Source organism: Niveispirillum sp. (assembly GCF_052437035.1).
In the GTDB taxonomy this organism is placed as follows: Bacteria; Pseudomonadota; Alphaproteobacteria; order Azospirillales; family Azospirillaceae; genus Niveispirillum.
The window spans coordinates 234,320-260,526 of the sequence record NZ_JBQVOH010000003.1 but is presented as its reverse complement, the minus strand read 5'-3'; the positions used below and the strand labels follow the sequence as shown (position 1 = coordinate 260,526).

At 63.7% G+C, this 26,207-nt stretch carries 19 protein-coding genes; 13 read left to right on the top strand and 6 right to left on the bottom strand.

The features are described from left to right. Positions 1-34 precede the first annotated feature (34 nt). On the top strand, positions 35-3,343 hold the full coding sequence (locus tag ACT6Q8_RS10415; RefSeq protein ID WP_444732284.1) for a glycosyl hydrolase: 3,309 nt from the start codon (positions 35-37) through the stop codon (positions 3,341-3,343). A gap of 45 nt (positions 3,344-3,388) precedes the next feature. Here the strand turns inward: ACT6Q8_RS10415 and ACT6Q8_RS10410 are convergent, their stop codons facing one another. Continuing rightward, the gene (locus ACT6Q8_RS10410) at positions 3,389-5,698 is read right to left on the bottom strand and encodes a TonB-dependent receptor (protein ID WP_054166394.1); all 2,310 of its coding nucleotides are present in this window, start codon (positions 5,696-5,698) and stop codon (positions 3,389-3,391) included. 309 nt (positions 5,699-6,007) lie between these two features. On the opposite strand from ACT6Q8_RS10410, the gene ACT6Q8_RS10405 reads away from it, so the two are divergent. Then, on the top strand, positions 6,008-6,682 hold the full coding sequence (locus tag ACT6Q8_RS10405) for a GntR family transcriptional regulator (RefSeq protein ID WP_082372005.1): 675 nt from the start codon (positions 6,008-6,010) through the stop codon (positions 6,680-6,682). 40 nt (positions 6,683-6,722) lie between these two features. Here the strand turns inward: ACT6Q8_RS10405 and ACT6Q8_RS10400 are convergent, their stop codons facing one another. From ACT6Q8_RS10400 to ACT6Q8_RS10390, 3 genes are read right to left on the bottom strand one after another with little or no spacing between them, the layout of a single operon-like run. After that, the gene (locus tag ACT6Q8_RS10400; protein ID WP_444732285.1) at positions 6,723-8,600 is read right to left on the bottom strand and encodes a hydantoinase B/oxoprolinase family protein; all 1,878 of its coding nucleotides are present in this window, start codon (positions 8,598-8,600) and stop codon (positions 6,723-6,725) included. 28 nt (positions 8,601-8,628) lie between these two features. Next, positions 8,629-10,686 carry a hydantoinase/oxoprolinase family protein gene (locus ACT6Q8_RS10395; protein WP_054166392.1) on the bottom strand — a complete coding sequence of 686 codons (2,058 nt, stop codon included), beginning with the start codon at positions 10,684-10,686 and terminating at the stop codon, positions 8,629-8,631. Positions 10,687-10,746: 60 nt separating this feature from the next. Continuing rightward, positions 10,747-11,658 carry a hydroxymethylglutaryl-CoA lyase gene (locus ACT6Q8_RS10390; protein ID WP_444732286.1) on the bottom strand — a complete coding sequence of 304 codons (912 nt, stop codon included), beginning with the start codon at positions 11,656-11,658 and terminating at the stop codon, positions 10,747-10,749. Positions 11,659-11,896: 238 nt separating this feature from the next. On the opposite strand from ACT6Q8_RS10390, the gene ACT6Q8_RS10385 reads away from it, so the two are divergent. From ACT6Q8_RS10385 to ACT6Q8_RS10350, 8 genes are all read left to right on the top strand, one after another. After that, positions 11,897-13,147, top strand: a complete 1,251-nt coding sequence (locus tag ACT6Q8_RS10385; RefSeq protein ID WP_444732287.1) for a CaiB/BaiF CoA transferase family protein — start codon at positions 11,897-11,899, stop codon at positions 13,145-13,147. 2 nt (positions 13,148-13,149) lie between these two features. Then, positions 13,150-13,788 carry an isochorismatase family protein gene (locus ACT6Q8_RS10380; RefSeq protein ID WP_054166390.1) on the top strand — a complete coding sequence of 213 codons (639 nt, stop codon included), beginning with the start codon at positions 13,150-13,152 and terminating at the stop codon, positions 13,786-13,788. A gap of 117 nt (positions 13,789-13,905) precedes the next feature. Next, positions 13,906-14,940, top strand: a complete 1,035-nt coding sequence (gene bchI, locus ACT6Q8_RS10375) for a magnesium chelatase ATPase subunit I (protein WP_054166389.1) — start codon at positions 13,906-13,908, stop codon at positions 14,938-14,940. Continuing rightward, entirely contained in the window at positions 14,918-16,753 is a 1,836-nt protein-coding gene (locus tag ACT6Q8_RS10370) for a VWA domain-containing protein (RefSeq protein WP_444732288.1), read from the top strand. Before bchI ends, ACT6Q8_RS10370 begins: the two co-directional genes overlap by 23 nt. Continuing rightward, positions 16,750-17,655 carry an alpha/beta fold hydrolase BchO gene (bchO, locus tag ACT6Q8_RS10365; RefSeq protein ID WP_054166387.1) on the top strand — a complete coding sequence of 302 codons (906 nt, stop codon included), beginning with the start codon at positions 16,750-16,752 and terminating at the stop codon, positions 17,653-17,655. Before ACT6Q8_RS10370 ends, bchO begins: the two co-directional genes overlap by 4 nt. Further along, positions 17,652-19,214: a phytoene desaturase gene (locus tag ACT6Q8_RS10360; protein ID WP_444732289.1), complete on the top strand. Its 1,563-nt coding sequence runs from the start codon at positions 17,652-17,654 to the stop codon at positions 19,212-19,214. Before bchO ends, ACT6Q8_RS10360 begins: the two co-directional genes overlap by 4 nt. Beyond that, complete coding sequence (locus ACT6Q8_RS10355) at positions 19,211-20,401, top strand: phytoene/squalene synthase family protein (protein ID WP_444732290.1); 1,191 nt, start codon at positions 19,211-19,213, stop codon at positions 20,399-20,401. Before ACT6Q8_RS10360 ends, ACT6Q8_RS10355 begins: the two co-directional genes overlap by 4 nt. Next, positions 20,394-20,552 carry a hypothetical protein gene (locus tag ACT6Q8_RS10350; protein ID WP_156344427.1) on the top strand — a complete coding sequence of 53 codons (159 nt, stop codon included), beginning with the start codon at positions 20,394-20,396 and terminating at the stop codon, positions 20,550-20,552. Before ACT6Q8_RS10355 ends, ACT6Q8_RS10350 begins: the two co-directional genes overlap by 8 nt. A gap of 2 nt (positions 20,553-20,554) precedes the next feature. Here ACT6Q8_RS10350 and ACT6Q8_RS10345 read toward each other — a convergent pair whose 3' ends face one another. Next, the gene (locus ACT6Q8_RS10345) at positions 20,555-21,298 is read right to left on the bottom strand and encodes a carotenoid 1,2-hydratase (RefSeq protein WP_444732291.1); all 744 of its coding nucleotides are present in this window, start codon (positions 21,296-21,298) and stop codon (positions 20,555-20,557) included. A gap of 122 nt (positions 21,299-21,420) precedes the next feature. Then, positions 21,421-22,998: a 1-hydroxycarotenoid 3,4-desaturase CrtD gene (gene crtD, locus ACT6Q8_RS10340; RefSeq protein ID WP_156344426.1), complete on the bottom strand. Its 1,578-nt coding sequence runs from the start codon at positions 22,996-22,998 to the stop codon at positions 21,421-21,423. A gap of 102 nt (positions 22,999-23,100) precedes the next feature. Here crtD and ACT6Q8_RS10335 point away from each other — a divergent pair, with 102 nt between their 5' ends. The 3 genes from ACT6Q8_RS10335 (at position 23,101) to bchC (ending at position 26,189) form a co-directional block, all read left to right on the top strand. Beyond that, a complete protein-coding gene (locus ACT6Q8_RS10335) occupies positions 23,101-23,970 on the top strand; it encodes a polyprenyl synthetase family protein (RefSeq protein WP_444732292.1) in 870 nt (289 codons plus the stop codon). A 7-nt stretch (positions 23,971-23,977) separates the two neighbouring features. Next, a complete protein-coding gene (locus ACT6Q8_RS10330) occupies positions 23,978-25,141 on the top strand; it encodes a methyltransferase (protein WP_444732293.1) in 1,164 nt (387 codons plus the stop codon). 109 nt (positions 25,142-25,250) lie between these two features. Continuing rightward, positions 25,251-26,189, top strand: a complete 939-nt coding sequence (gene bchC / locus ACT6Q8_RS10325; RefSeq protein ID WP_054166383.1) for a chlorophyll synthesis pathway protein BchC — start codon at positions 25,251-25,253, stop codon at positions 26,187-26,189. Positions 26,190-26,207: the final 18 nt, after the last annotated feature.

Genomic DNA, 26,207 nt, shown 5'->3' with positions numbered 1-26,207 from the left:
TTAGAACAATCCCCGGCTTTGGAAAGTGAACATCATGATCACGCCGAAGGGCCTTTCCGCCATTCGTCTGGCCGCAACCCTGCTGCTGGTATCCCCGGTGCTGGCCGGGGAGCCGGATGGCACATTGGACCAGCAGTTCCGTAACCCACCGGCCCAGGCACGTCCGCATGTCTGGTGGCACTGGATGAATGGGAATGTCAGCGCCGACGGGGCGAAGCTTGATCTGGAATGGATGAAGGGGGCCGGGATCGGCGGTGTCCAGATTTTCGAAGGCAATCTGGAAACGCCGCAATTGGTTCCTGAACGGCTGATCTACATGTCGCCAGCCTGGAAGGCGGCCCTACGCAGTTCTGTCGCGAAGGCAAAGGAACTGGGGCTGGATGTCGCCATCGCCTCTTCCCCCGGATGGAGTGCGACGGGCGGCCCCTGGGTCACGCCCGAAGCGGCAATGAAGAAGCTGGTATGGAGTGGCACCACCGTTACGGGCGGGCGAAAGCAGCGCATTTCCTTATCAAAGCCGCCAGACGTGGCAGGCCCTTATCAGGACGTTCCGCGAAACCTGATCAAGCCGGGCAGTGGCGATGGACCCGCCTTCTACCGGGATATTGCTGTCCTGGCCTGGCGGACGCAGACCGATCCCCTGCCCCCGGCGCGGTTGACGGCCAGCAGCGGCACGGTTCCCGCCCACTTGATGAATGACGAACGCTATGGCGAGACAATCGACCTGCCCTTCGGTGGTCCCACATCAGCCGCCTGGGTCATGCAGAGTTTTGAAAAACCGGTCACCATCCGCTCTGTCGTGGTCGGACAGCCGGGGGCGCGCGGGTTCGGTTCACCCGTCCCGCCACTGGTCCGCTTGGAGGCCAGTGACGACGGCGTCGCTTTCCGCGAAATTACCACCCTGCCCGCCACACGCTCTCCCGTTCGCTCCGCCTCCTTCGCGCCGGTGACGGCACGGCATTTCCGTCTTACCCTGTCGGTGGAGGCATCATCCGCCGGCGGTCCGCCCCCGCTGGCATCGGGTGTCGTCCTGCCCCGCTTTCCGGCACCCCCGGCAAACTACCGCCTTTCCGAATTCCACCTGGACAGCGCCCCGCGCGTCCATCGGGCAGAGGAAAAGGCCGGGTATGCCACCGTTCCCGACTATTACGCCATCGCCACACCCGCCGAAGCCGTCGGTGGCGCACCGCCGCCGGGGAATGTGATCGATCTGACCCGTCATCTGCGGCCCGATGGCATTCTGGAGTGGGCTCCGCCCGCCGGGCGGTGGCGTGTAGTCCGGCTGGGATATTCCCTGACCGGGCACCAGAACGCACCGGCGCCGAAGGAAGCGACGGGGCTGGAGGTGGACAAGCTGAATGCGCAGCATGTCGGGGACTATGCCAACAGGTATTTCGGCATGTACCGCGATGCGGTCGGGGCGGAACTGATGGGGGAGAAGGGCATCCGCGCCCTGCTCTCCGACAGTATCGAGTCAGGGCCGCAGAACTGGACCGAGACTATGCTGGCCGAATTCCGGTCCCGGCGCGGCTATGACGCCCTGCCCTGGCTGCCCACCCTGACCGGTGCGGTCATCGGCGGGGCGGAGGCCAGCGACCGCTTCCTCTGGGATTTCCGCCGTACCATCGCCGAACTGCTGGCCGAGAACCATTATGGCGTACTGGCCAGGGCCGCGCGGGACCATGGGCTGACCTACTACGCTGAAGCGCTGGAGGACCAGCGCCCGCAGCTTGGCGACGATATGGAGATGCGGTGCCATGCCGATATTCCCATGGGCGCCATGTGGACACTGCCCAAGGGGGGACAGCCCAAGCCCACCTATGTCGCCGACCTCCAGGGTGCGGCATCGGTCGCCCACATTTATGGTCAGAAACTGGTGGCCGCCGAATCCTTCACGGCCTTTGGGCAGCCCTGGGCTTTTTCCCCGCGCGACCTGAAACCGACCGCAGACACATTATTCGCCCTGGGCGTCAACCGGCCGGTCATCCACACCTCGCCGCATCAGCCCTTCACCGACGGGCGGGTCCCCGGCTTGGCGCTTGCCACTGTACTGGGCCAGTATTTCAGCCGGGGTGAAACCTGGGCCGAACAGGCGCGGGGCTGGACCGACTATCTCGCCCGCTCCTCCTACCTGCTGCAACAGGGGCAGTCGCAGCGGGATATCGCCTATTTCTATGGGGAGGAGGCGCCAATCACCGGGCTTTATGGTGAGCGCTTCCTGAACGATATCCCCGCCGGATACGCGTTCGACTTCGTCGGGGCGGATGGGCTGCTGAACCAGTTATCCGTCGAAAACGGGGATCTGGTGGGCAAAAGCGGCGTGCGCTATCCCATTCTGGTGCTGGGCGGTTCCAGCCGGATGATGACGCTGTCCGTCCTGCGCCGGATCGCGGCCTTCGCGGCGGCGGGTGCCACCATCGTGGGGCAGAAACCCGTGGGCACGCCCAGCCTTGCCGATGATGCCGGTACGTTCCGGATATTGGCCGATCAGCTCTGGGCGTCAGGCCGCATTCATCCCGATCTGGACACAGCCCTAAAGACCCGCAACCTGACACCGGACTGGGATTCCGGTGCCTTGGCGGGGGATATACAGGTGCTGCACCGCCGTCTGCCCGATGGCGACCTTTATTTCGTCAGCAACCGCCGGGCGGAACCTCTCAACGGTGAGATCAGCTTCCGGATCAGCGGCAAGGCACCGGAACTGGCGCGGGCCGAAACCGGCATTATTAATCCGGTATCCTACCGGATCGCAGAGGACCGCACATATCTGCCGCTGACGATGGATGGGCACGAGGCATTTTTCGTGCTGTTCCGCAAAGCCTCCCTGTCGGACAAGCTGGACCTGCAAACCCCACCCCTGCGGCCCATGCTTGAACTGAAGGGGCCATGGGAGGTGCAGTTCCAGGCCCAACGCGGCGCCCCCGCCCAAAGCCGCTTCGACCGGCTTATGTCATGGACGGAACGGACGGAGCCGGGCATCCGCTATTTCTCCGGCACAGCCAAATACAGCCAGACATTTGATATGCCAAAGGGCCGGATCGGGCAAAGCCAACCGGTGCTGCTGGATCTGGGCGTGGTGCGGGACATCGCAGAGATCAGCATCAACGGCCAACCCGTGGGCCTGCTGTGGCATCCGCCTTACCGGATTGAGATAACACCGCACCTGGCGCCGGGTCGGAACCGGATTGAGGTGAAGGTAACCAATCTTTGGGTCAATCGCCTGATCGGCGATGCTCAGCCGGGGGCAGAAAAGATCACCTACACCCAGGCCCCCGCCTATGGTGCGGATGCCCAACTGCTGCCTTCCGGTCTTCTGGGACCGGTACAATTGCTGACGCGATAGGCCCACATTCCGGGTCGGCGAACCGACCCGGAAGCAGGACCTTGGTCAGAACCGGGCCTTCAATTCCACGCCAACCGTGCGCGGCGGGGCCTTGGTGGTGAAGTTGAAGACGGTGGTGTTGGGCACGACCAGGACCACACCATCGACATTGTACCGCTTGTCAAACAGGTTACGGGCATAGAGCGTGGCGCCCCAGGTCTCGTTCTCCACACCCAGACGGACATTGACGAGGTCCAGGGCCGGACGTTCCGTGCCCGGCGTGTTCAGCGTGTCAAAGAACATCGGGCCGGTGCGGTTATACTCCACACGCGCCGACATGTCATAGTCGGCGAAGACCGGGACCGTGTACTGCGTACCCAGGATCACGTCATACTTGGCCGTGAAGGGGAAGCGGTTGCCCACGGTCTGCGGCAGTTCAGCATTCTTCTTGATCTCGCTGTCCAGGTAACCATAGCCGAAGAACAGGTCCAGGCCTTCAGCAATTCGCGCCTGCCCGTCCAGTTCGAAACCCTTGATCTGATTGCGGTCCACGATGGAGATCACGCGCGACAGCGAGAAGGGGAAGAACTGGAAGAACTGTGCATTCTCGACCTTCGTGCTGAACGCCGCGACATTCAGGGTCAGGCGCCCATCAAGAAGGCGGCTTTTCACACCCGCCTCATAAGACGACGACGTCTCCTTGCCGAACGCATCCTGAACCGTGGTGTTGCGAACGCCATCGACATTGATGATGTTGAAACGACTGCCCAGCGGATTGAAACCGCCCGAACGGAAGCCCTCGCCGTAGGTGGCGTAAAGCGACACGTCATCGGTGGCCTTCCAGCGCAGGGAGACGCGCGGCTGTGCGGCGCTGAAATTATCCGACCGGACCAGACCCGTGACATTGGGGATGGGGGAGTAAGCGGCCGGCGTCAGGTTCTTGGACTTGCGGTCTTCCTTGTCGTACCGCATGGCGGTGGATATTTCGAGTTCGGGCGTAATGTCATAGGCCAACTGACCGAACAGGGCCCAGGCCTCGTTGGCATTGTCGGTCCAGGTGACGGCCACGATGGGGTTGGCGGGACCGCCCAGCGGATCGGATACAATCACACCCTGCCCCAGATCGTTGCCACGGTTCAGCACGACCTCGCGGTTGAACTTGATGTAATAGGCACCGGCGATGTAGCGCAGGCGGTTCTCGCCCGGAGAGGTAAATCGCAGTTCGAAGGACGTATCGTCCTGATTACGCTCCTGATACTGCGTACCATCACGCAGGGTGGGGCCGTAACCTTCAATCAGGGCCGGATTGGTGAAGAAATCCGTCGGCGCCGGCCCACCGGGGAACGGCACGCCGAACAGCGCCAGATCGACAGCACCCTCGCCGCCCATATTCTCCTTCAGGTCATGATAGGCGGCGGTGAAGGTCAGGGTGCCGGCATCGCCGTTCCAGTCGATCTTGCCCGACAGGTCGACACGTTCCTGATTGTTGAAGCTGCGGACATTGCCGGCATAGGGGATGGACGTGTCCTTAATGTTCACGCCATTGACGAAGCCGGGCGTGCCTGCCGTCTGGTTGTTGAAATTGAAGGCATAGCCCTCGATCTCGCCATAGCCAGCCGACAGATCGACCTCGATATCCTCCGTCGCCTTATAGACGAGGCGGCCGCGCACCAAGCTCTCGGTGAAGGGATCTTCCTTCTCCTTCAAGGTGATATTGTCGTAATAGCCCTTGCGATCCTTGTGTACCGCCGTGATGCGGGCGAACAGCTTGTTCTCCACCAGCGGACCGCCGACATAGCCGCCTACCTTGTATTCATTGCCCCGGAACTCATAACCCGCCTGCACCTGACCCTCGGGCGTGTCGCCAGGCTTCTTGGTGTTGACCAGGATGGCGCCGCCAATGGCGTTGCGGCCATAGATCGACCCCAGCGGCCCCTTGATCACCTCGATCTGCTCAATATCCACCATTTCCTGGTTGAAGGCGTTGGGATTGGGCACCAGCACGCCATCCAGAACATAGGCAAAGGGCGGTTCGGCATCGCGCGGCTGGATCACGCCGCGGATATGCACCTGGCTTTCACCGACATTGGTGGTCTGCAGGAAGCTGACATTGGGCGTCAGGGCCAGGAAATCAGCCGGGCCGGAGATGCCTGCCTTTTCAATGGTCTCGGATGTGAAGGCCGCCACGGCAACCGGGGTTTCGCGCGCCGTCTCGTTACGCTGGCGGGCGGTAACGACGATCTCCTCCAGCATGATCGGGTTGCTGGCGCCCGCCGACGGGGCGTTCTGCGCCTGGGCCGGCATATTGGATACAATCATGGATGCACAGATGGCCGTGCCGGTCAGCAGGTGGCCTAAGGAAATACCGTTGCGCATGATCTCTTGTCTCCGCTGTTCTATGGATTTTATTGATTTTCCGGGGTTGGCCCGACTATTCGCCGTACCGCTCGCCTCAGCAAAAACTTATATGAGATTCCGCTTTCGGCAAGCACCGATGCATGACATTGTATACTTTATGGATGGAATGTGACGCGAAAGCCGCGCTGGCCCCCAAAGGCTGCGCAGCGCAGGGATCTGTCACTCAACGTACCGGCCCGGCAGAACGGATGGGTGGTGCGAACAGGGTTCCTTGCGCTAAGAACAAGCGTCACACCGCCGGGACGGAACCCACCAGGACATACAGCGATGAGTAATGCCGTCGAAAAGGCCTATGCCGAAATCCGCGACGCCATCCATGCCGGCCGATTCCCCCCCGGCGCGCACCTGAAGGAAGGCGAACTGGCCGACCTGATCGGCGTCAGCCGCACGCCGATCCGCGAGGCGCTGCGCCGGTTGAATGCCGAGGGGGCGGTGAAGTTCATGCGCAACCACGGTGCCTTCGTCGCCGACTGGTCGCTGGACGAGATCAAGGAAATCTTCGATCTGCGCGCCATGCTCGAAGGCTACGCCGTCGAACGCGCCGCCGAACGCGCCAGCCCGGAACAGGTGGTACGCCTGCGCCATTTGGCGGAGGAGATGCTGGCACTGGAAGCCAAGGGGACACCCGACGCGCTGTCCCGCATCGCGGAGGCCAATGGCGAATTCCATCGCCTGATCATCCAGGCCGCCGGCACACAGCGCCTGTCCTTGATGATGGCGCAGGTGGTGGAGGTCCCGCTGGTCTTGCGCACCTTCCACCGCTACAACGCCGAGGCGCTGCGCCGCAGCCTGCGCCACCATATGGAAATTGTATCAGCGTTCGAGGTGCGCGACGGCGCCTGGGCCGGCTCCGTCATGCGTAGCCACATCGCCGCCGCCTGGCACGCGATTGAGGCGAGCCGGGCGGAGAAGGCGGTGGGGGCGAGGGAAGCGGCGGAGTAAACGGCGGGACCGCTGTAAGCGACCCCGCCAATCAACACATTCAGGCAGCCCGCACACTCTCCTGCATCGCCGGATCGACTGGGGCTGGCAAGCCGGTCTCGGCAAGGCAGCGTTCGCGTAGTTCCTCGATACCGGCGCCAAAATTGAACAGGCTGGTGTCACCGCGTGCTTTACGCAGGCTGTCGCGCAATGCCTCCGTCGCAGTCATGTCCACGCCCCCATTGGCGGCCAGGACCACACCATAACGCTTTGCGCCATCCACCGTCACCAGCCCGCGCTTCACATCGCCCGCCACCAAAGAAGCATCGCGGGCCAGGGGGTCGCCCCAGCCGCCACCGCCCCAGGTGTCGAAGATCAACAGGTCGCCGGGGCGGACCTGGATATCGTCGATCTTGGCGGCCAGCACCTTTTCCGTACCATCAGCGCGGATGAGAACGCGGCGGGAGCGCCAGCCCGGTTCGCCGCCATTCACGCCCCATGGATAGGTGAACCAGCGGTCATCATGGATGGCGATGGCGCCGGGCTCCAGGAAGCGATAGGCGATGCGGACACCATTGCCGCCGCGATGCAGGCCAGGGCCCCCACTGTCGGGGATGGTCTCGTACCGCTCGATCCGCAGCGGGAAATAGGCTTCCAGGAACTCGTTGGGCACATTGGTGAAATTGGGCCACAGGGAATGCCCGTCAGGCCCGTCACCAAAGGGCCGGCCCGGAATGCCGCCGAAGCCGATCTGGAACAGCTGATAATATTTCCCCGACCCGCGATAGCTGCCCGACAGCATCAAATGCGGGGAGGAGGAGAAGCCGGCCGCGTTCAGGAATTCCGGCGTGCGCTGGCCCAAAAGCGCGCCCAGTACGTCGAACACACGGCCAATGCCATGGGTACGGCAGGACAGGGCGGCGGGATATTTCGGCTTCAGCAGCGATCCTTCCGGAATGCGCGTTTCCACCAGATCGTAGAAGCCGTCATTGAACAAAATCTGCGGGTCGAAGACCATGATCATGTAGATGCCGAAGAACATCTTCAGCATGTTTTCATTGAGGTAGAAGTTGATGGAGCTTTCCGATTGGGGCGAGGTGCCTTCCCAGTCCAGGATCACCTTCTCCCCCTCGCGCCACATGGTAGCTTTCAGCTTGTAGGGGCCATAGCCGCGGCCATCGTCGCAGATATAATCCTCAAAGCTGACCTTCTCCTCACTGATCGAGGTGGCGATCAGCTTGGCCATGGCGCGTTTGTTCCGCTCCAGCAACTCTCCCGTCGCAGAAACGAACGTCTCGGTTCCGAAACGGCTGCATAGCTCCGTGATGCGCCGCGCGGCGATGCGGCAGGACGCGATGATGGCGTTCAGATCCGACCGGCACCAATCCCGTGTGCGGGTATTGTTCAGCACCAGTTCCAGCAGATCCTCGTTCAACACACCCTTGCGGTAAAGCTTCACGGGCGGGATGCGGATGCCTTCCTGAAAGATGGAGGTAGCGTCGGTGGGCAGGCTACCCGGCACCTTGCCGCCGACATCGGTCTGATGCCCGAAATGGCAGGTCCAGGCGACCAGCTTACCATCCTTGAATACCGGCAGGATCACCAGCCAGTCATTTAGATGGCTGATGGCGCCCTCTACCGAATAGGGGTCGGACAGCCAGATGATGTCCCCGTCCTCAATCGTACCCTTGTAGTTCTTCAGAAAGCCGCCGAGGAAGGAGCCGAACTGCCCTACCACCATCTTGCCTTCGTTGTTGGCGATCAGGGGGAAGGCGTCGCCCTGCTCACGGATGCCGGGCGACATGGCCGTACGGAACAGGGTGGCGTCCATTTCGGCCCGCGCATTGCGCAGGGCGTTTTCAATGATGTCCAGCGTGATCGGGTCGATGGCGATCTTCTGAAACGGGGTGGGGTTGGTTTCGATGATCTTGGCAACCATGGGTCTGTCCCTCTTTCCAGAAGTATCGTCAGGCGGTGGCGAGCGGGCGGATCAGGATCAGCCCGTAATCGTCAACCTCCGCCCCATGGTCGGGCAGCAGCACGGTGGTGCTGTCCATCTCACAGATGATGGCGGGACCCGTGATGAAATCCCCGGCCTTCAGCTTGGCCCGGTCATAGATTATAGCCGGATGCTCCTTGCCATCGGCCCATATCGCATGGTCGCGCACCTTGGCCGCCGACGGATCGCCATTACCCTTGGGCAGCTTTTCCAGCCGGATGGCCGACGCCTTGCCAAGGGCCGTGGCGCGCACCGTCACCAGTTCGCGGTCACTGTCCAGGCAGAAGGTGAAAAGCCGCTCGTGTTCCTTATCGAACGCGGCAGCCAATGCCTCCAGTCCGCCATCGGCAAACCCGTCCAGGGCCACAGGCAGAGACACTTCAAACGCCTGACCGGAATAGCGCACACCCGCTTCGAAGGTGATTTCCTGGTCCGTTTCGGCCACGCCTTCCGCCAGCAGTTCCCGCGCCACGGCGGCACGCAGGTCGGCCAGCAGGCCGGCAACATCGCCATTGGTGACATCGGCAAAAACCTTGCCCACCGACTTGGCCCGTTCGGCGCGCAGACGCGTGGTGGCGTCACCGAAGGCACAGAGCACGCCAGGGCTGGGCGGCACGATGACGGGCCAGCTGCCCAGAAGCTTGCCCAGCGCATTGGCATGCAGCGGACCCGCCCCGCCAAAGGCCACCAGCGCAAAATCGCGCGGGTCATAGCCCTGCTGGACGGAGATCAGGCGCAGGGCACCCATCATCGTCTCGTTGGCGATGGAATAGATGCCATTGGCCGCCGCCGACAGATCAATGCCCAGCGTGTCGGCAATCCCCTGTACCGATGCCGCCGCCGCTGGCCGGTCCAGCCGCATGGTGCCGCCCAGCAACTCCTCCGGCAGGTAACCCAGCACGACATTGGCGTCTGTCACGGTCGGCTTGTCCCCGCCACGGGAATAGCAGACAGGGCCGGGCACGGCACCAGCCGACGCCGGGCCGACACGCAGCGCCTTGGTCAATTCCGGGACAAAGGCGATGGACCCGCCGCCGGCCCCCACGGTACGGATATCCAGCGAGGTGGCGCGCACCTTCAGGTCGCCGCACTCCGTCTCCCGCGCCAGACGCGGCTGACCATTTTCGATCAACGCCACGTCGGTTGACGTGCCGCCGACATCCACGGTCAGCAGGTTCTTGAAGCCCGACTTGCCGCAGACCCACAGGGCGCCTGCCACACCGCCGGCAGGCCCACTCATCAGCAGATTGACGGGATGGTCCTGCGCCTTCTCAAAGCTCATCAACCCGGCGTCGGAGCGCAGCAGGTTCATCTGCCCATTCATGCCGGCCTTGTTAAGCTCGGCCTTCAGGTTGCGCACATAATTGGCCACGCGCGGGCGGACATAGGAATTGGCGACGGTCGTCAGGGCGCGTTCATATTCCTGCATCTCCGGCAAGACTTCGGACGACAACGACACCGGTAGGTCGGGGAACAATTCCCGCGCGATCTGTCCGGCCCGCACCTCATGCGCGTCATTGCGATAGGCATTGATGAAGGCGATGGTCAGGGCCTCGATCCCCTCCCCCTTCAGCCTTTCCAGGGCAGTGCGGAGCGCGGCCTCGTCCAGCGGCGTGACGATGGACCCGTCGGCACCGATACGTTCCGGCACCTCCACGGTGCATTCCAGCGGGGCCGTCAGCGGCGGCTTGTTCCAGACGATCCAGCCGGCCAGACCGCCCGGCACAAAGCTGCGGGCGATATGCAGCACCTGACGGTAGCCGTCGGTGGTCACCAGACCGACGCGCGCGCCGGTACTGGTCAGGACCGTGTTGGTGGCAACCGTGGTGCCGTGCATGAAAAGCTGCACATCCTTCGGGTCGATACCCGCCTTGGCGCAGATTTTCAGGGTGCCGGTGACGACAGCGACCGACGGGTCATGCGGGGTGGACGGCACCTTGTCGCGGAAGGTTTCACCCGTCTCATCCTCGATCAGCAGCAGGTCCGTGAAGGTTCCCCCCACGTCCACGCCGAGCCTGTAAGCCATCCTAAAACTCCTGTTCCCGAATGTTTTCTGCTTTTGATGCGGCGTGGATTTTTCCCGCCGCTATTGCGTCTTCGCCGGCGGCGGGAAGATACCCGCCCGGCCCAGCATTGCCGGGTTCCGGCGTCCGATGATCCCTTCCAACCAACTAGCGGCCTCGATGGCGGCGGCAAGGTCGATGCCTGTCCCGATCTTCATGCGGTTCAGCATGTAGACCAGATCCTCGGTCGGGATATTGCCCGTGGCCGCCGGTGCAAACGGGCAGCCGCCAATGCCGCCCAGCGAGCTGTCCAGCACACCCACACCGGCCATCACGGCAGCATAGGCATTGGCGATACCGGTGTTACGGGTATTGTGGAAATGGGCACGCAGCCGGATACCGGGCAGCGCCGCCGACACGGCGGCAAACCGTTCCACCACATCGGCGGGGCTGGCGACGCCGATCGTGTCGGCCAGCGCAATTTCATCCACGCCATGGTCGGCGGCGCGTTTCGCCACCTCCACCACGCGTTCCACCGGCACTTCCCCTTCAAAGGGGCAGCCGAAGGACGCGCCGATGGTGATACTGGTTGGCAGCTTTGCAGCCTTGGCCGCCGCCGCCACCTCTGCCCAGCCCGTCAAGGTCTGCATCGTGGGCGCGCCATTGTTGCGCTGACTGAAGGTATCGGACGCCACCAGGACGTAGTTGACCTCCGTCACCCCGGCGGCCAGCGCCCGATCGAACCCACGGCCATTCATGGCCAGCCCGATATAGGAGACGCCATTGCCACGCGGCAACGCCGCTAGCACCGCCTCGGCATCGGCCATCTGCGGCACGCGCTTGGGGTTCACGAAGCTGGTCACCTCGATCCGCCTTGCACCCGCCGCAATGGCGCGGTTGATCAGTTCCACCTTCTGATCGGTGCTGACGGGAGTGGCTTCGTTCTGCAATCCGTCGCGAGGGCTGACCTCGACGATTTCCACCTGGGAAGGCATCCGCTGCTTCCTTGCTACAGGCATGCGGGCTTGCCGCCCGACGCGCCCTGATCACACTCAAATGTATACAACCATGCGAGACGCGACCCTGACAAGAGGATTTAAACAGCAGATTTAAACCCCACCACCCCTTGCCATCAGGCCTTAATATGTGCATCTTTTAGCGGAATTCCAGTCGCCCGCCATTCACCGGCGGACCTGCTGACCGATAAAACCGAATGTATACATTGATCGGGAGATGATGGTGACGGACCAGGGCATCGACACCAATGACGGCACGGGACAGGTGGCCAAGCGCCAGGGCCCCCTGACGGACCTGCGCGTGATCGAGATGGGGCAGCTTCTGGCCGGCCCCTTTTGTGGTCAGCTGCTGGCGGATTTCGGGGCGGAGGTGATCAAGCTGGAACAGCCCGGCAGCGGTGACCCGATGCGCGAATGGGGCCGGGAAAAGCCGCATGGCAAGTCGCTATGGTGGCCCGTGGTCGCCCGCAACAAGAAGTCGGTGACCCTGAACCTGCGCGAAAAGCAGGCGCAGCAGATTGTGCGCGATCTGGTGGCCAAGTCCGACATCCTGATCGAGAATTTCCGCCCCGGCACCATGGAACGCTGGGGCCTGGGCTATGATGTGCTGTCGCAGATCAATCCTAAGCTGGTGATGGTGCGTGTCACCGGCTTTGGCCAGACCGGCCCCTACTCGTCCCAGGCCGGCTATGGCTCCATCGGGGAGGCCATGGGCGGTCTGCGCTATGTCGTAGGTGATCCGTCCACGGCGCCCTCGCGCATGGGCATTTCCATCGGTGACAGCCTGGCTGCCACCTATGCCGCCCTGGGCGCCCTGATGGCGGTTCATGCGCGCGAACGCACGGGTCGGGGTCAGGTGGTGGATAGCGCCATTTACGAGGCGGTACTGGCCATGATGGAAAGTCTGGTCACGGAATATGATCAGACTGGTTACGTTCGTGAACGTACCGGCCCCATCCTGCCCAATGTCGCGCCCAGCAATGTCTACCCGGCCAGCGACGGGCAGATGATCCTGATCGCCGCCAACCAGGACACAGTGTTCAAGCGGCTGGCCGAGGCGATGGGGCGCCCGGAACTGGCCACCGACCCGCGCTATGCCACCCATTCGGCGCGTGGTGCCGTGCAGCAGGAACTGGATGATCTGATCTCCGACTGGACCCGTACGGTCGAATCCAGCCTGCTGCTGGACCTGATGGAAAAGCATGGGGTGCCCGCCGGTCGCATCTATCGCGCGCCGGAAATGATGGAAGACCCGCATTTCAAAGCGCGGCAGAACATCATCAAGGTGGCACATCCGATCTTCGGCAAGTTGGCCATGCAGAATGTGGCCCCGCGCCTGTCCGATACGCCGGGCGGTGTGGTCCATCCGGGACCGGAACTGGGTGAACACACGGTCGAGGTGCTGGGTGGAATTCTGGGGCTGGGCGAAGACCGTCTGGCCGAGTTGAAAACCGCAGGGATCATCTGACCATGGCACAGGACCTGGATGCTGATTATGCACAGGCGGGGTTCGGCAATCGGCTGGGCTGGGGCAAACGCCCTGCACTTCTGATCATCGATTTCGTGAATGCCTATCTGGATCCCGCCTGCCCCCTTTATGCCGGCGTGGAAAAGGTACGGGGTCAGGCAGCAACCTTGCTGCTGGCGGCCCGCGCAGCGCGCATCCCGGTCCTCCACACCAATGTCGCCTATACGCCGGGCGGTGTGGACGGCGGCGTTTTCTTCCGCAAGGTCAAGGCCCTGTCCTGCTTTGAACGCGGCCTGCATCCGCACTGGGCATCCTTCGCGGAGGGATTGGAACCCATCGCAGGGGAACCCGTCATCACCAAGCAATATGCCAGCGCCTTTTTCGGCACCTCCCTGGCATCCACCCTGGCGTCCAGTGGGATTGACACGTTGCTGATCGCGGGCCTGTCCACCTCGGGCTGTGTCCGCGCCTCAGCACTGGATGCCTGCCAGCATGGGTTTGTGCCCCTGGTGGTGCGAGAGGCCGTGGGTGACCGTGATGCGCGTGTGCAAGAGGCCAACCTGTTCGACCTCCACGCCAAATATGCCGACGTCATCGGGCTGGAGGAGGCGGTAGCCCACCTGGGGGCCCTTCAGGCTTAGGCACTCCTGTATCCCTTCTCCCGACGGCGATTTATTGGCCGGGGTGTCAATTTCCCCTTCATAAAGGCACGGGAAAGTGTCAATGTTGATTGACACTCTTCTGGGGAAACGTGTCCCATGCCTAAGCCGTTTCCATTCTCCGCCATCGTCGGTCAGGAGGATATGAAGAAGGCGCTGCTGCTGGCGGCGGTTGAACCGCTGCTGGGCGGGGTGCTTGTCATGGGTGACCGGGGCACAGGAAAATCGACCGCTGTCCGCGCCCTGGCCGAGCTTTTGCCGAAGATCGAGACGCGCACCAATTGCCGATATAACTGTCAGCCGAATGACCCGCAGCCGGCCTGCACCCGCTGTCAGGCTGCGGGGGCGGAAAAGCCGGCATTGGTGAAGATCCGCACGCCCATGGTCGACCTGCCTCTGGGTGCGACGGAGGACCGGGTCTGCGGATCGCTGGACATTGAAAAGGCGCTGGTGGCGGGGGAACGGGCGTTCGAGCCGGGCCTGCTGGCCGCCGCCAATCGCGGCTTTCTATATATTGATGAGGTCAACCTGCTGGAAGATCACCTTGTTGACCTGCTGCTGGATGCGGCGGCATCCGGCGTCAACGTGGTGGAACGGGAAGGGTTGAGTATCCGGCACGCCGCCCGCTTCGTGCTGGTCGGCAGCGGCAATCCGGAGGAAGGCGACCTGCGACCGCAATTGCTGGACCGGTTCGGCCTGTCGGTGGAAGTACGCACCATCATGGACCTGAAGCAGCGGATCGAAGTGATCCGTCGCCGCGATGCCTATGAAACTGATCCGGAAGCATTCGTGGCAAGCTGGGCCAAGCGGGACACCGCCATCCGCAGCCGGGTCGTGGCCGCGCGCAAGATCATGAGGCAGGTAGCGGTGCCCGATGCCATCTTGTTCCGCCTGTCACAGCTATGCATGCGGCTGGGCATCGATGGGATGCGTGGTGAACTGACCCTGATGCGGGCGGGGCGTGCGTCGGCGGCGCTGGATGGGCGCTTGGAGGTAAACTGGACGGATATCGAGGAGGTGGCGCCGATGGTGCTTTGCCATCGTCTGCGCCGCGATCCAATGGACGAGGCGGGAACCGCCCCCCGGATCGAACGCGCCCTGGCGGCGCTTGATGCCGGGCACGGCCATGCATGAGGATGGCGACGGACCCTTTGGCGCGTTGCAGCGGCAAAGCGAGGATCGCTGGCGCGACGCCCTGACCGCAGCGCAGATTCTGGCTGTTGCAGGCCCGGACATCGGGGGCCTTTGGCTGACGGCGCGGGCCTCGGGTATTCGTGATCATTTCCTAGATCATCTCTGCACCCTGAACCAGCCGCGCCGGGCGACAAGGCTGCCGCCGGGCACCACCGCCACGGCGCTGTGCGGGCATCTGGATATTGCCCGCTCCACTGCGGCAGGGCGCATTGTCTGGGACAGCGGCATCCTGGCTGCAGCGGATGCGGGCATCCTGTTCATTCCCATGGCCGAACGGCTTGACCCCGGGGCGGCGGCCATGATCGCCGAAGCAATGGACACAGGCACCTGCCCCCGTTTGCGGCCAAACGCCAACGAAGCACGGCACCCCAGCCGCGTCACCATCGTGGCCCTGGACGAGGCATCGGCACCGGAGGAGATGATACCGTCCTGCCTGTCCGACCGGCTGGGTCTGCATATCCAGTTGGATGGCGTGATGCTGAAAACCATTAAAGCGGTGGTGCCGGACACGGCGCCGGCGCCTGTAACGGACTGGCGCTCGGTTCGCCTGGACGATGGCATGATGGAGCAGCTTTGCGCCATCAGCAGTGCAACCGGCCACATGTCTGTCCGTGTCCTCCATCACGTATCGAAGGTAACCCGCATCCATGCGGCCCTTGGCGGGCGGGTGGTTGCGGAGGCACAGGATGCCGTAGCGGCCCTGCGTCTTTGCCTGGGTGTCAGACTGACGCAAACCCAGCCTTCAGCCGATCAGGCCCCACCACCACCGGAACCCGCCGCCGCGCGTGACGCACAGAGCCAGCCCCCACTTGGAGATGCCGGCGAAAGCGAGGGCAATGGAACGCCGCAAGATTTGGACAGCCTGACGGAACTGCTTGCCGCTGTGGAACAGGGGGCGGTGGACGGTCTGACTTTGACGGTCGGTGAACGGGCAGCGCGGCAGGGAAGCCGTACCGGCAAGGGCGGGGCAACGGCCCGCAATGTCCGGCGCGGCCGCCCCTTTGGAAGCAGCAGCACGCCCCCCTTTCCCGACGCCCGACCCGATTTGGTGGAAACCCTCCGCGCCGCCGCCCCCTGGCAGAGGCTGCGCACCCGCCTGATGGCAGCACAGACCGGGGCCGCTCCCCCCGCCCTGCTGATCCGGAAGGAGGATTTCCGCTATCGCCGGCGGAAGCATCAACAGGCATCGACAGCCATTTTCGTCGTGGATGCCTCGGGCTCCACGGCACTGGAACGGTTGGGTGAAACCAAGGGGGCCATCGAACAATTGCTGGCCAGTTGCTATGTCCGCCGGGATGAGGTGTCGTTGATCGCCTTCCGGGGCAAGGCCGCTGAAATCCTGATGCAGCCGACACGGTCGCTGGTGGCTGCCAAACGCAAGCTGGCGGCGCTGCCGGGCGGGGGACCGACGCCGCTCGCCTCCGGGCTGGAGCGCGGGTTGGAAATGGCGCTGGCCGCGCGCCGCCGGGGCAGCACGCCGGTCGTGGTGGTCATGACCGATGGCAGCGGCAATATTGCCCTGGACGGTACTGCCGACCGGGCGCTGGCCGGACGTCAGACGGAAACCATCGCCCGGCTTTATCGTGCACAGGGCCTGAAATCCATCTGCATCGATATTGCGCGGCGGCCGCGTGAAAGCGTCACCAATCTGGCAGGTCTGCTGGGCGCGGATCTGCATCTGCTGCGTCAGGCCAACGCCGCCCACATGTCGGAAATTGTCCGCGCCTCCATGCATCGGGGGCCACCGGTATGATGGACGGCAGCTGGCTGGACTGGAACAGGGACGGACTGGACTGGCCCCATCGGGCGGCCAGCCGCTTTGTCGATGTCGCCGGGCTGCGCTGGCATGTGCAGGAAATGGGGCCTGCCGACGCGCCGGTCCTGCTGCTGCTGCATGGGACCGGTGCCGCCAGCCATTCCTGGCGTTATCTGCTGCCGGTCCTGGCCGCCACACACCGCGTCGTGGCTCCTGATCTGCCCTGTCATGGCTTCACGCGGCCACAGCGTTGGCCCGACCTGTCGCTGAACGGCATGCGGATGGCGGTGCAGGCGCTGATCACCGCCCTTGGCATTGTGCCGGCGGTCATCATCGGCCATTCGGCGGGTGCGGCCATCGCGGTATCGTTGGGCACGGGCGACGCGGTCAAGCCGCCCCCCACGGTGGTGACCATCAATGGCGCCTTTCGGCCCATCCGGGGGGACCGGATCTTCTCCCCCCTGGCGAAGGCGCTGTTCGCCGCCCCCCTGTCGGCCAGCCTGTTCGCGGCGGTGGCACGGGGCGGCTGGTTCGGCGACAACCTGCTGACGGCCACAGGATCGCAGATCGACAATACCGGGGCAGTGCTCTATCGCCGCCTGCTCACTTCCTCCGGTCATGTGCGCGGTGCGCTGGGCATGATGGCGGCATGGGATCTGACACGGTTCGATGCCTTGCTAGCGGCCCTACCCGTCCCGCCCACACTGATCGCCGCAAAGGATGACCCCATGGTTCCCTGGTCAGACACTCGCCATGCGGGGGATATCGCGCGGGATGCCCGGCTTAGGCTGGTGGATCGTGGCGGTCACCTTGTGCATGAAGTCAGGGCCGAGATGGTCGCGGGATTGATTGCCGACGCCATACAGGCCCGACCCGCCAGCCGGGTGGATGCCGCATGAACATGATCACCCCCCATATCAGGCCCGACGTCCAGGCACCCGACCCGTCACGGCCACAGGCCGTGGTCATCGGTGCAGGTGTGGGCGGCCTGTCGGCGGGCGCCCTGCTGGCGGCGCGCGGCTATGGCGTCACCATCATCGATCCGCTGGATGCACCGGGGGGCCGGGCCTACGCCCACCGGCAGGATGGTTTCATCTTCGATGCCGGACCAACCATCATCACCGCGCCCTGGATGTTTGAAGATCTCTGGCGTGATTGCGGTGGACGCCTGTCCGATGATGTGCAGATCCGGCCCTGCAACCCGTTCTACAAGATCCGTTTCGATGATGGCGCCTGGTTCAACTATTCCGGCGATCCGGCGGCCATGGAGGCGGAGGTTGCGCGTTTCGACCCGCGCGACGCTGCGGGTTATCGCAGCTTCATGGATGAAAGCCGCCGCATTTATGAGGTGGCCTTTGAACAACTGGCCGACCAGCCATTCCACAGCCTGGCCTTCACCGCCAAGACCCTGGCAGGACTGGTCCGCCTGGGCGGGTATCGCTCGGTTTATTCGGTTGTTTCCAAGCATTTCAGGAACGAACGGCTTCGCAACATCTTCTCCTTTCATCCGCTGCTGATTGGCGGCAATCCCTTTTCCGCCACCTCCTTCTATTGCCTGATCGCGCATCTGGAGGGGCGGTATGGGGTGCATTATGCCATGGGAGGCACAAACGCCCTGGTCCATGGCATCGCCAATCTCGTTCGCCGCAATGGCGGTGTCATCCGGTTGGGGGAAACGGTTGAAACCATCCTGACGGAGGGGCGCCGTGCCACAGGCGTACGCCTGAAATCGGGAGAGATTGTACCGGCGGATATCGTCATCTCCAACGGTGACCCGGCCACCACCTATGGCAAGCTGTTGAGCCATCATCCCCGCCGCCGCTGGACCGATGCAAAGATCGCACGCGGCGACTATTCGATGGGGCTGTTCGTCTGGTATTTCGGTACCAACCGTCGCTATGACGATGTCTATCACCACACCATGCTGTTCGGCCCCCGGTACAAGAGCCTGTTGACCGACATCTTCAAGCGGCAGCATCTGGCCGATGATTTCAGCCTCTACCTACACCGCCCCAGCGCTGTGGACCCCAGCGTGGCACCTGACGGCTGCGACGCCTTCTATGTGTTGAGCCCGGTTCCGAACCTGGGCGGGACCACAGATTGGCAGGACATGGCGGAAACCTATAGGAAGCGGATCGCCGCCCATCTGTCGCGCACGCTTCTGCCTGATCTGGAGCGCCATGTCGTCGTGTCCAAGATGGCCACGCCGCTGGATTTCCGCGACCGGCTTCTGTCCTGGCAGGGGGCGGCATTCGCGTTGGAGCCGAAGCTGCTGCAAAGCGCCTGGTTCCGCCCCCATAACCGCAGCGAGGAATTGGACAATCTGTTCCTGTGCGGGGCCGGTACGCATCCGGGCGCGGGGCTGCCCGGTGTTCTGTCGTCCGCGCGGATCGTGGATGGGCTGGTTCCGGATGCCGCTGCGGTCACTGGTCACGGCAGGGGGAGTAATCGACCGTGAGGGACAGACTACCCGCCAATGATTGCGACGATATCGGGATTTCATCCGACGGCCCTGACAAGGCCCGCTTGGCCCCGCGCCGGACGGTGGACATGAATTACGGCTTTACCGGTGACGGGGTGGATCTGGATGCCTGCACCGCCTCCATCCGTCGGGGATCGAAATCGTTTCACATCGCCTCCCTGCTGTTGCCACGCGGCACACGTCAGGCGGCCCACGCGCTCTACGCCTTCTGCCGCCATTCCGACGATCTGATCGATGATCAGGCCCGGCGGCCCGACGCCCTGTTGCGCTTGCGGCAACGGCTGGACAGGATTTATGAGGGCATGCCCTGCGACCATGCCTGTGACCGCGCCTTTGAACGCATTGTGAGTGGTCACAGCATTCCCAAGACCATACCGCTGTCCCTGCTGGACGGGTTTGCCATGGATATGGTGGACCGGCGGTACCGCAGCATTGCGGAGGTGAAACAATATGCGGCGCGGGTGGCCTCTACTGTCGGGCTGATGATGTCGCTGGTCATGCGGACCGGCGATGCCTGGACGCTGGCGCGGGCCGCCGACCTGGGCCTTGCCATGCAGTTGACCAATATCGCCCGCGATGTGGGGGAGGATGCACGCAATGGACGGCTCTACCTGCCGTTGGACTGGCTGCGCGACGCCGGCATAGAGGGCGATGCATTTCTGCGCGATCCCCGTTTCACGCCGGCGCTGGCCGGGGTGGTGAAACGGCTGTTGGACGAGGCGGATCGCCATTACCTGCTGGGCCATGCCGGCATTGCCCGCCTGCCCGCCGGCTGCCGGCACGCCATCCGCACCGCCGCCCTGACCTATCAGGATATCGGGCGCTGCATCGCCCAAAACGGCTATGACAGTGTGTCCCAGCGCGCCCGGACCACGCTGTTGCGCAAACTGTCCCTGGTATTGCGGGCCAGCCGGCCTGTCATCCTGTGCCCGGATAAGGTCGCCATGGCCGCATCGGCGCCCGCCGATCCATCGGTTGCCCGCCTTGTTGCCGCCGCAGCCGACGCCCTTGCATTGGCGGAAAGGCAGCGTGTGGCGACGGAAAGTCAGGGATCACAGATTGAGCGGGTAACCAGCATCCTGATGGATCTCCACCGGCGGCGGATTGAAGACCGGCGTGCGCGACGGCTGCAGCGCTGGCAAAAGGTGGCGCATCTTGGCTGAGAATTATTTCGGGCTGATCGAGGCGGGAATGGTCTTCGGCCTCGCCATCGCCTTCTACATCTGGCAGCGGCGTGACCTGCGCAGATATGAAAAGCAGGATCGCGCCGCGCGGGAGGCCAAGCAGGCCAAGACAGATGACAATACCCCGTGACCTCACCCCGACCGGGCCCGACGCGGCATGCGGAAGGGCAGCATCAACCGCACCAATGGGTTGGACAGCCGGCGGCAATCCAGCGTCTCATGGACCATCTCCAGTCGTTGTCCATCCAGCGTAGTCTCTACACAGGCCCGTGTATAAAAGGGCGAATCCTCCAGCCGCGTGATAAGCGTCGGGGACCAGTCCGCGTCACAGGCAATACCACTGCGCACGCCCCAGAACCCACGTGGCAGTTCCTGACGCGCCGGCAGGTCAAGGATGTCAGGCGTTCCTGAAGCGCTGTAGCGAAGGGCCAGACGGCGGGGCGCCCCAATGCACGGTGTGGCATCATAAAGGATGACGGCATCGCCGCCGGCACCCACATTACCCCGCGCCCAGTCCCAGCCGATGAAATCCTGTTCAACCGGGCGCTGGCCATAATTCATGTCATGATAGGCACGCCCCCGCCAGCCACCGTCCGGCAGCGCATCGCAGCTGACAATTGCCGTGGCCTTGGGCATGCGGGGGGACCAGACGTGCCGCCCCTCCGAATCCAGGTCAACATAGCCGTCGCTGACAATATCCGGGTGCAACTCAACCCGTCCGGTGACCCGGCGTGGCAACAGGCGCTGCCCCGGCCAGGGCAGGGCCGTTTCCGTGAAATCGATCACCAGCCTGCCATCGTGCATCGCCATGCCGCTGGACCCGATCCGCAGGTGATCCCGCCCACGGTCCAGACTGGCCTGCCCGCGTTCGGTCATGCACCAGATATTGCCGTTCGGGCCATAGAGCGCGACGTTGAAGGCGACATGATCCTCCGGCCGCTCCCGCCCGGACCAATGATAGTAGGGGGAGAAGACGGAGCCGATGAAGGCAATGATGGTCAGGGCGTAGTGTCCGCAATCACTGACCGCATCGGCATACCACCAGTGATAGCCACCGGGCGGGACCGGTCGATCAAAGCCCGGTCCGCCAGTAACCGTTCGGCGGCGATCTTGCCCGACAGGGCCGCCATCGGTACCCCTGGTCCCGGATGCACGCTGCCCCCCGCCAGATACAGGCCCGTGATCGGGCCCTGCGACGATGGCCGTCGGAAGGACGCCATGGCGCCATGCGATGCCATCCCGTACAGCGCGCCGCCCGTACCCGGAAACAGACGGTTGAACCCGTCCGGTGCCGTGATCGACATCACCCGCCTGTCGAACGGCAGGGTCAGCCCGTTGCGGGCCAGACGACGTTCCATCGAAGACAGACATCGGTCGATCTCGCTTTCCGTATAGGCATGGCCATCGCCGTCCGCCGGCATGTTGATCAGGCTGTAAAGCCGTTCCCCGCCCCCCGCCACCGTCCCACGCAAGGCGCCGGCATCGGTGCGGTCCTGGGCACAGACATAAATGGTGGGGTCCGCCGGTGGGCGTCGCTGATGCAGGATGGCGTCGAATTCCGCCTTGTAATCGTCGGAAAAGAAAACTGTGTGATGGGCCAGCGGTACGCCCGACGGGATGGCCGAACCGCAGGCCACCAGCGCCGACAAAGACCGCTGCCCCATCCGCCGGCGTGGCAGTTCGCCCGGCTCCAGCAGCGGGGCAAGGGCCGCTGCATCACCATTGAAGATCACCGATGCCGCCCCGATCTGCCGCTGCTGGTCGGTCGTGACACCCGTAACGGCACGGCCCGAACGGTCCTTATCGATGGACACGACATTCTCTGCGAACCGGAACACGACCCCCAGACGCTCCGCCACCGCCATCAGGCGCCGGGCCAGAAGATGCATGCCGCCCTCAACGATCCACACGCCATCCTGTTCCACATGCGCCACCAGCATCAGTGTGGCCGGTGCCAGGAACGGCGACGAACCGCAATAGGTGGCATAGCGCCCGAACAATTGCCGCAGACGCGGATCGGCAAAATAGTCCGACAGCGCCGACCACAGCGTGCTGTACGGCTTCAGCGCCAGCAACGACCCTGGCCGGTGCAGCCCGATACGGGCCGATAGCGATAAGGGATTGGGCCGGGGCGCATCAATGAAGCTGCGTTCCAGCAATCGATAGATGCGGGCACTGTCATTGGCAAAGCGTCGGAAGCCAGCAGCCTCTCGCGCGCCCGCGAAATCGCCGATGGCATCGGCATTGCGGTCCAGATCCGCGAACAGGTCCAACCCTTCACCGCCCCGCCAGTAATGCCGGGCCAGCAGGTCGGAGCGGACCAATCCAACCTCCGACTCCAACGCCGTGCCGCATCGGGAAAGAAGCGCATCGAACACCCACTTCATGGTCAGAACGGTCGGCCCGGCATCGAATGACTGCCGGCCAGCCGCGACCTGCCGCAGTTTTCCGCCCGGCCCCGCCGCGCCATCAACCACCACAACCCTGAAACCGGCACTGGCCAGAACCAGGGCAGCCGACAGGCCGCCCATCCCGGCACCAACAATCACCACGTCATTTTCAGTTCCGCCGCTCACGCCCGTCCCTCGCGGATTGACATTCGCTTAAGGTGTGTCAATTTAGATTTACACTTTTTATCGTCAAATGAAATTGACAAATAAGTGCAAGGAGACGGCCCCATGGATTTGCCCGAGCGCATCGAAACCGGACTGCAGCTCGCCCTGCGGCTGTCAACGGCCAATGGCTGCCCTCCACTTCTGGCCAAGGGGCTGCGTCACGCGGTTTTCCCCGGCGGCGCACGCATCCGGCCCCGTCTGTGTCTGGCGGTGGCGACGGCCTGCGGTGACCGGGACCCGCAGGCCGCCAACGCGGCGGCTGTGGGGATTGAGTTGCTGCACTGCGCCTCCCTGGTGCATGACGACATGCCCTGCTTCGACAATGCCGCCACCCGCCGGGGACAGACATCCGTGCATATGGAGTTCGGGGAGGATATTGCCCTTCTGGTGGGTGACGGCCTGATCGTGGCGGCGTTTGAGACGGTGGCGCGGGAAACCCTGCACAATCCCCGCCTGACGGCACCATTGATTGCCACCATCGCCAAGGCCGTGGGGTCACCCTATGGGCTTGTCGCCGGCCAGGCGTGGGAGAGTGAGCCGGAGATCGACATCACCCAGTATCATCGCGCCAAGACGGCGTCGCTGTTCGCGGGCGCGGTTTCTGCCGGCGCCTTGGCATCCGGCGGCAGCCCGCAGGACTGGCTGACTTTGGCCGATGCCCTGGGTTCTGCCTATCAGGTGGCGGATGATCTTTATGATGCCATCGGCCTGACGGGCAGCATGGGCAAGCCGGTCGGCCAGGATGGGCGCAATGGCAAGCCCAACATCGCAATCTCGCTCGGCATTCCCGCCGTGCTAAACCATCTGCGCACCCTGGTGGAAACGGCTGCGGACAGTGTGCCCGATTGTGCCGGTCGGGATGCGTTCCGCGCGATGATCCGAAACGAGGCGACGCGGCTGATGCCAAAGACGCTCTCTGTCAGCGCAGCTTGACACAGGCATGTCGGCACAGTCCGCCAAAAGCCAGATTATCCCGCCGGTCCTGACGGACAGCCTGCCGCTTGCCCTGCGCCTGCGGCTCTGGCGCAACCGGCTTGTGGCCTCGCCCCGTTTCCGCCGGCTGATTGCCCGGCTGCCGCTGTTGCGCAGTATCGGCAACCGCAAGGCCAATGACCTGTTCCGCCTGACCGGCGGTTTCATCTTCTCCCAGGTGCTGCTAGCCGGTGTCCGGCTGGGGCTTTATGAGACCTTGCAGGACGCGCCGGCGACAACCGGGGCATTGGCCGCGCGTCTGGGCATCCCGGAGGGGCGCCTGCGCGTGCTGCTGCGGGCCAGCGTTTCCCTGGGCCTTCTGCTTGAACCGGCACCCGACCTCTGGGTGCTGGATGATGCCGGGGCAGTGCTGGCCAGTGACCGGGGACTCGGTGCCATGGTGCTGCACCATGCCATGCTATATCGCGACCTGACCGAACCCGACCATCTGCTGCGCACTGCCGGCGCAAAGACGGAACTGCGCCAATACTGGGCCTATGTCCGGGATACGGGGACCGGGGGGCCACAGGCGGCAGAGGTCGATGGCTATTCCCTGCTGATGCGGGAAAGCCAGGCCATGATGGCAGACTGCATCCTGACAGCCTATGATTTCGGACAGTCGCACATCCTTCTGGATGTCGGGGGTGGCGACGGCGCGTTCCTGGCAGCCGCAGCCGACCGCCATGCAGGCCTGGAACTTCGGCTGTTCGACCTTCCCGCCGTCGCCAACCGTGCCGTCCACCATCTGGAATCACTGGGGTTGGGCGCGCGCACACGAGTTCATGGCGGGGATTTCGTTCGCGATCCGCTGCCCGATGATGCCGATTGCGTCACCCTGGTCCGGATTCTCTGCGACCATGATGATTCGCGGGTGGCGGCCATTCTCGCCAATCTCCACCGGTCGTTGCGCCCCGGAACGACGCTGATCATCGCTGAAGCCATGGATGGAAAGTCGGAAGGCGCGCGTCTCAGCGCCGCCTATTTCGGCTTCTATTTCCTGGCCATGGGGTCCGGGCGCTGCCGTAGCGCGCAGGAAATCGCCGGCTTTCTGTCATCCGCCGGCTTTCAGGCGGTTCGCACGGTGACCACGTCGAACCCGCTGATCGCCACTATGGTCACCGCCCGCCGATAGCAAGGCGGGGCCAGACGGTTAAAAAGTGTAAATATTGATTGACAGTTATATGTGTCAACTTAATATGACACTTGCGTAATCAGAAGCTATGCCTTGGGGAGGCGACAAGATGTACGCGTCGGCCATCGTGTTCGAGAAACCGGGAGAAGTTGCCGTTCGGCGGCTGGATCTCCACGTTCCCGGCCCCGCCGATGTCGTGGTCGAGACGGTTGCCAGCGGCGTTTCCACAGGAACGGAGAAGATGCTTTTCCAGGGGACCATGCCGCGTTTTCCCGGCATGGCCTATCCCTTGGTCCCTGGGTACGAGACCGTCGGCCGCGTGGTTCAGGCCGGACCTTTGTCCGGGCATCAGGTTGGCGAGATGGTGTTTGTACCGGGTGCCAGTTGCTATGCCGATGCGGCGGGCCTGTTTGGGGCCAATGCATCGCAACTGATCGTGTCGGGTGCACGGGTATTCAGGGTTGGCCCGGCCCTGGAAGAGAATGGGGTGCTGCTGGCCCTGGCGGCAACCGCGCACCACGCGGTGATGCGGGCACGGGGGCCGGTTGATCTGGTTGTCGGCCATGGCGTGCTGGGGCGGTTGATCGCCCGCATTGTGATGGCCCTTGGTTTTGCGGCACCGACTGTCTGGGAAAAGGCGCCTGTGCGCCGTCCCGGTGCCACCGGTTACACAGTGACCGATCCCGGCGATGACGGCGATGCCCGATACGGCACCGCCATTGATGCCAGCGGCGATGCCGCCGCCATCGACGGGATCATCACACGCCTGCGCAAGCCGGCGGAGCTGGTTCTGGCCGGTTTCTACGGAGAACGCGTTGGCTATGCCTTCGCGCCGGCCTTCATGCGGGAACTGACTCTGTCCATCGCGGCGGAATTCCGCCCGGAGGATGTTTCCGCCGTCATCGCGCTGGTGGAAACCGGGCGCCTGTCCCTCGACGGGTTGCTGACGCACCGGGCCGCACCGGCCCAGGCGTCATCCGCCTACTCAACCGCGTTCAACGACCTCGGCTGCCTGAAAATGGTGATCGACTGGAGGAAAGCCGCATGAGTCTTGATCTGGACGTCC

Coding starts and splice junctions, on each gene's coding strand:
- ACT6Q8_RS10415 (WP_444732284.1), top strand. CDS start 35: ATGATCACGCCGAAGGGCCTTTCCGCCATTCGTCTGGCCGCAACCCTG.
- ACT6Q8_RS10410 (WP_054166394.1), bottom strand. CDS start 5,698: ATGCGCAACGGTATTTCCTTAGGCCACCTGCTGACCGGCACGGCCATC.
- ACT6Q8_RS10405 (WP_082372005.1), top strand. CDS start 6,008: ATGAGTAATGCCGTCGAAAAGGCCTATGCCGAAATCCGCGACGCCATC.
- ACT6Q8_RS10400 (WP_444732285.1), bottom strand. CDS start 8,600: ATGGTTGCCAAGATCATCGAAACCAACCCCACCCCGTTTCAGAAGATC.
- ACT6Q8_RS10395 (WP_054166392.1), bottom strand. CDS start 10,686: ATGGCTTACAGGCTCGGCGTGGACGTGGGGGGAACCTTCACGGACCTG.
- ACT6Q8_RS10390 (WP_444732286.1), bottom strand. CDS start 11,658: ATGCCTTCCCAGGTGGAAATCGTCGAGGTCAGCCCTCGCGACGGATTG.
- ACT6Q8_RS10385 (WP_444732287.1), top strand. CDS start 11,897: ATGATGGTGACGGACCAGGGCATCGACACCAATGACGGCACGGGACAG.
- ACT6Q8_RS10380 (WP_054166390.1), top strand. CDS start 13,150: ATGGCACAGGACCTGGATGCTGATTATGCACAGGCGGGGTTCGGCAAT.
- bchI (WP_054166389.1), top strand. CDS start 13,906: ATGCCTAAGCCGTTTCCATTCTCCGCCATCGTCGGTCAGGAGGATATG.
- ACT6Q8_RS10370 (WP_444732288.1), top strand. CDS start 14,918: ATGCCGGGCACGGCCATGCATGAGGATGGCGACGGACCCTTTGGCGCG.
- bchO (WP_054166387.1), top strand. CDS start 16,750: ATGATGGACGGCAGCTGGCTGGACTGGAACAGGGACGGACTGGACTGG.
- ACT6Q8_RS10360 (WP_444732289.1), top strand. CDS start 17,652: ATGAACATGATCACCCCCCATATCAGGCCCGACGTCCAGGCACCCGAC.
- ACT6Q8_RS10345 (WP_444732291.1), bottom strand. CDS start 21,298: ATGACCGAACGCGGGCAGGCCAGTCTGGACCGTGGGCGGGATCACCTG.
- ACT6Q8_RS10335 (WP_444732292.1), top strand. CDS start 23,101: ATGGATTTGCCCGAGCGCATCGAAACCGGACTGCAGCTCGCCCTGCGG.
- ACT6Q8_RS10330 (WP_444732293.1), top strand. CDS start 23,978: ATGTCGGCACAGTCCGCCAAAAGCCAGATTATCCCGCCGGTCCTGACG.
- bchC (WP_054166383.1), top strand. CDS start 25,251: ATGTACGCGTCGGCCATCGTGTTCGAGAAACCGGGAGAAGTTGCCGTT.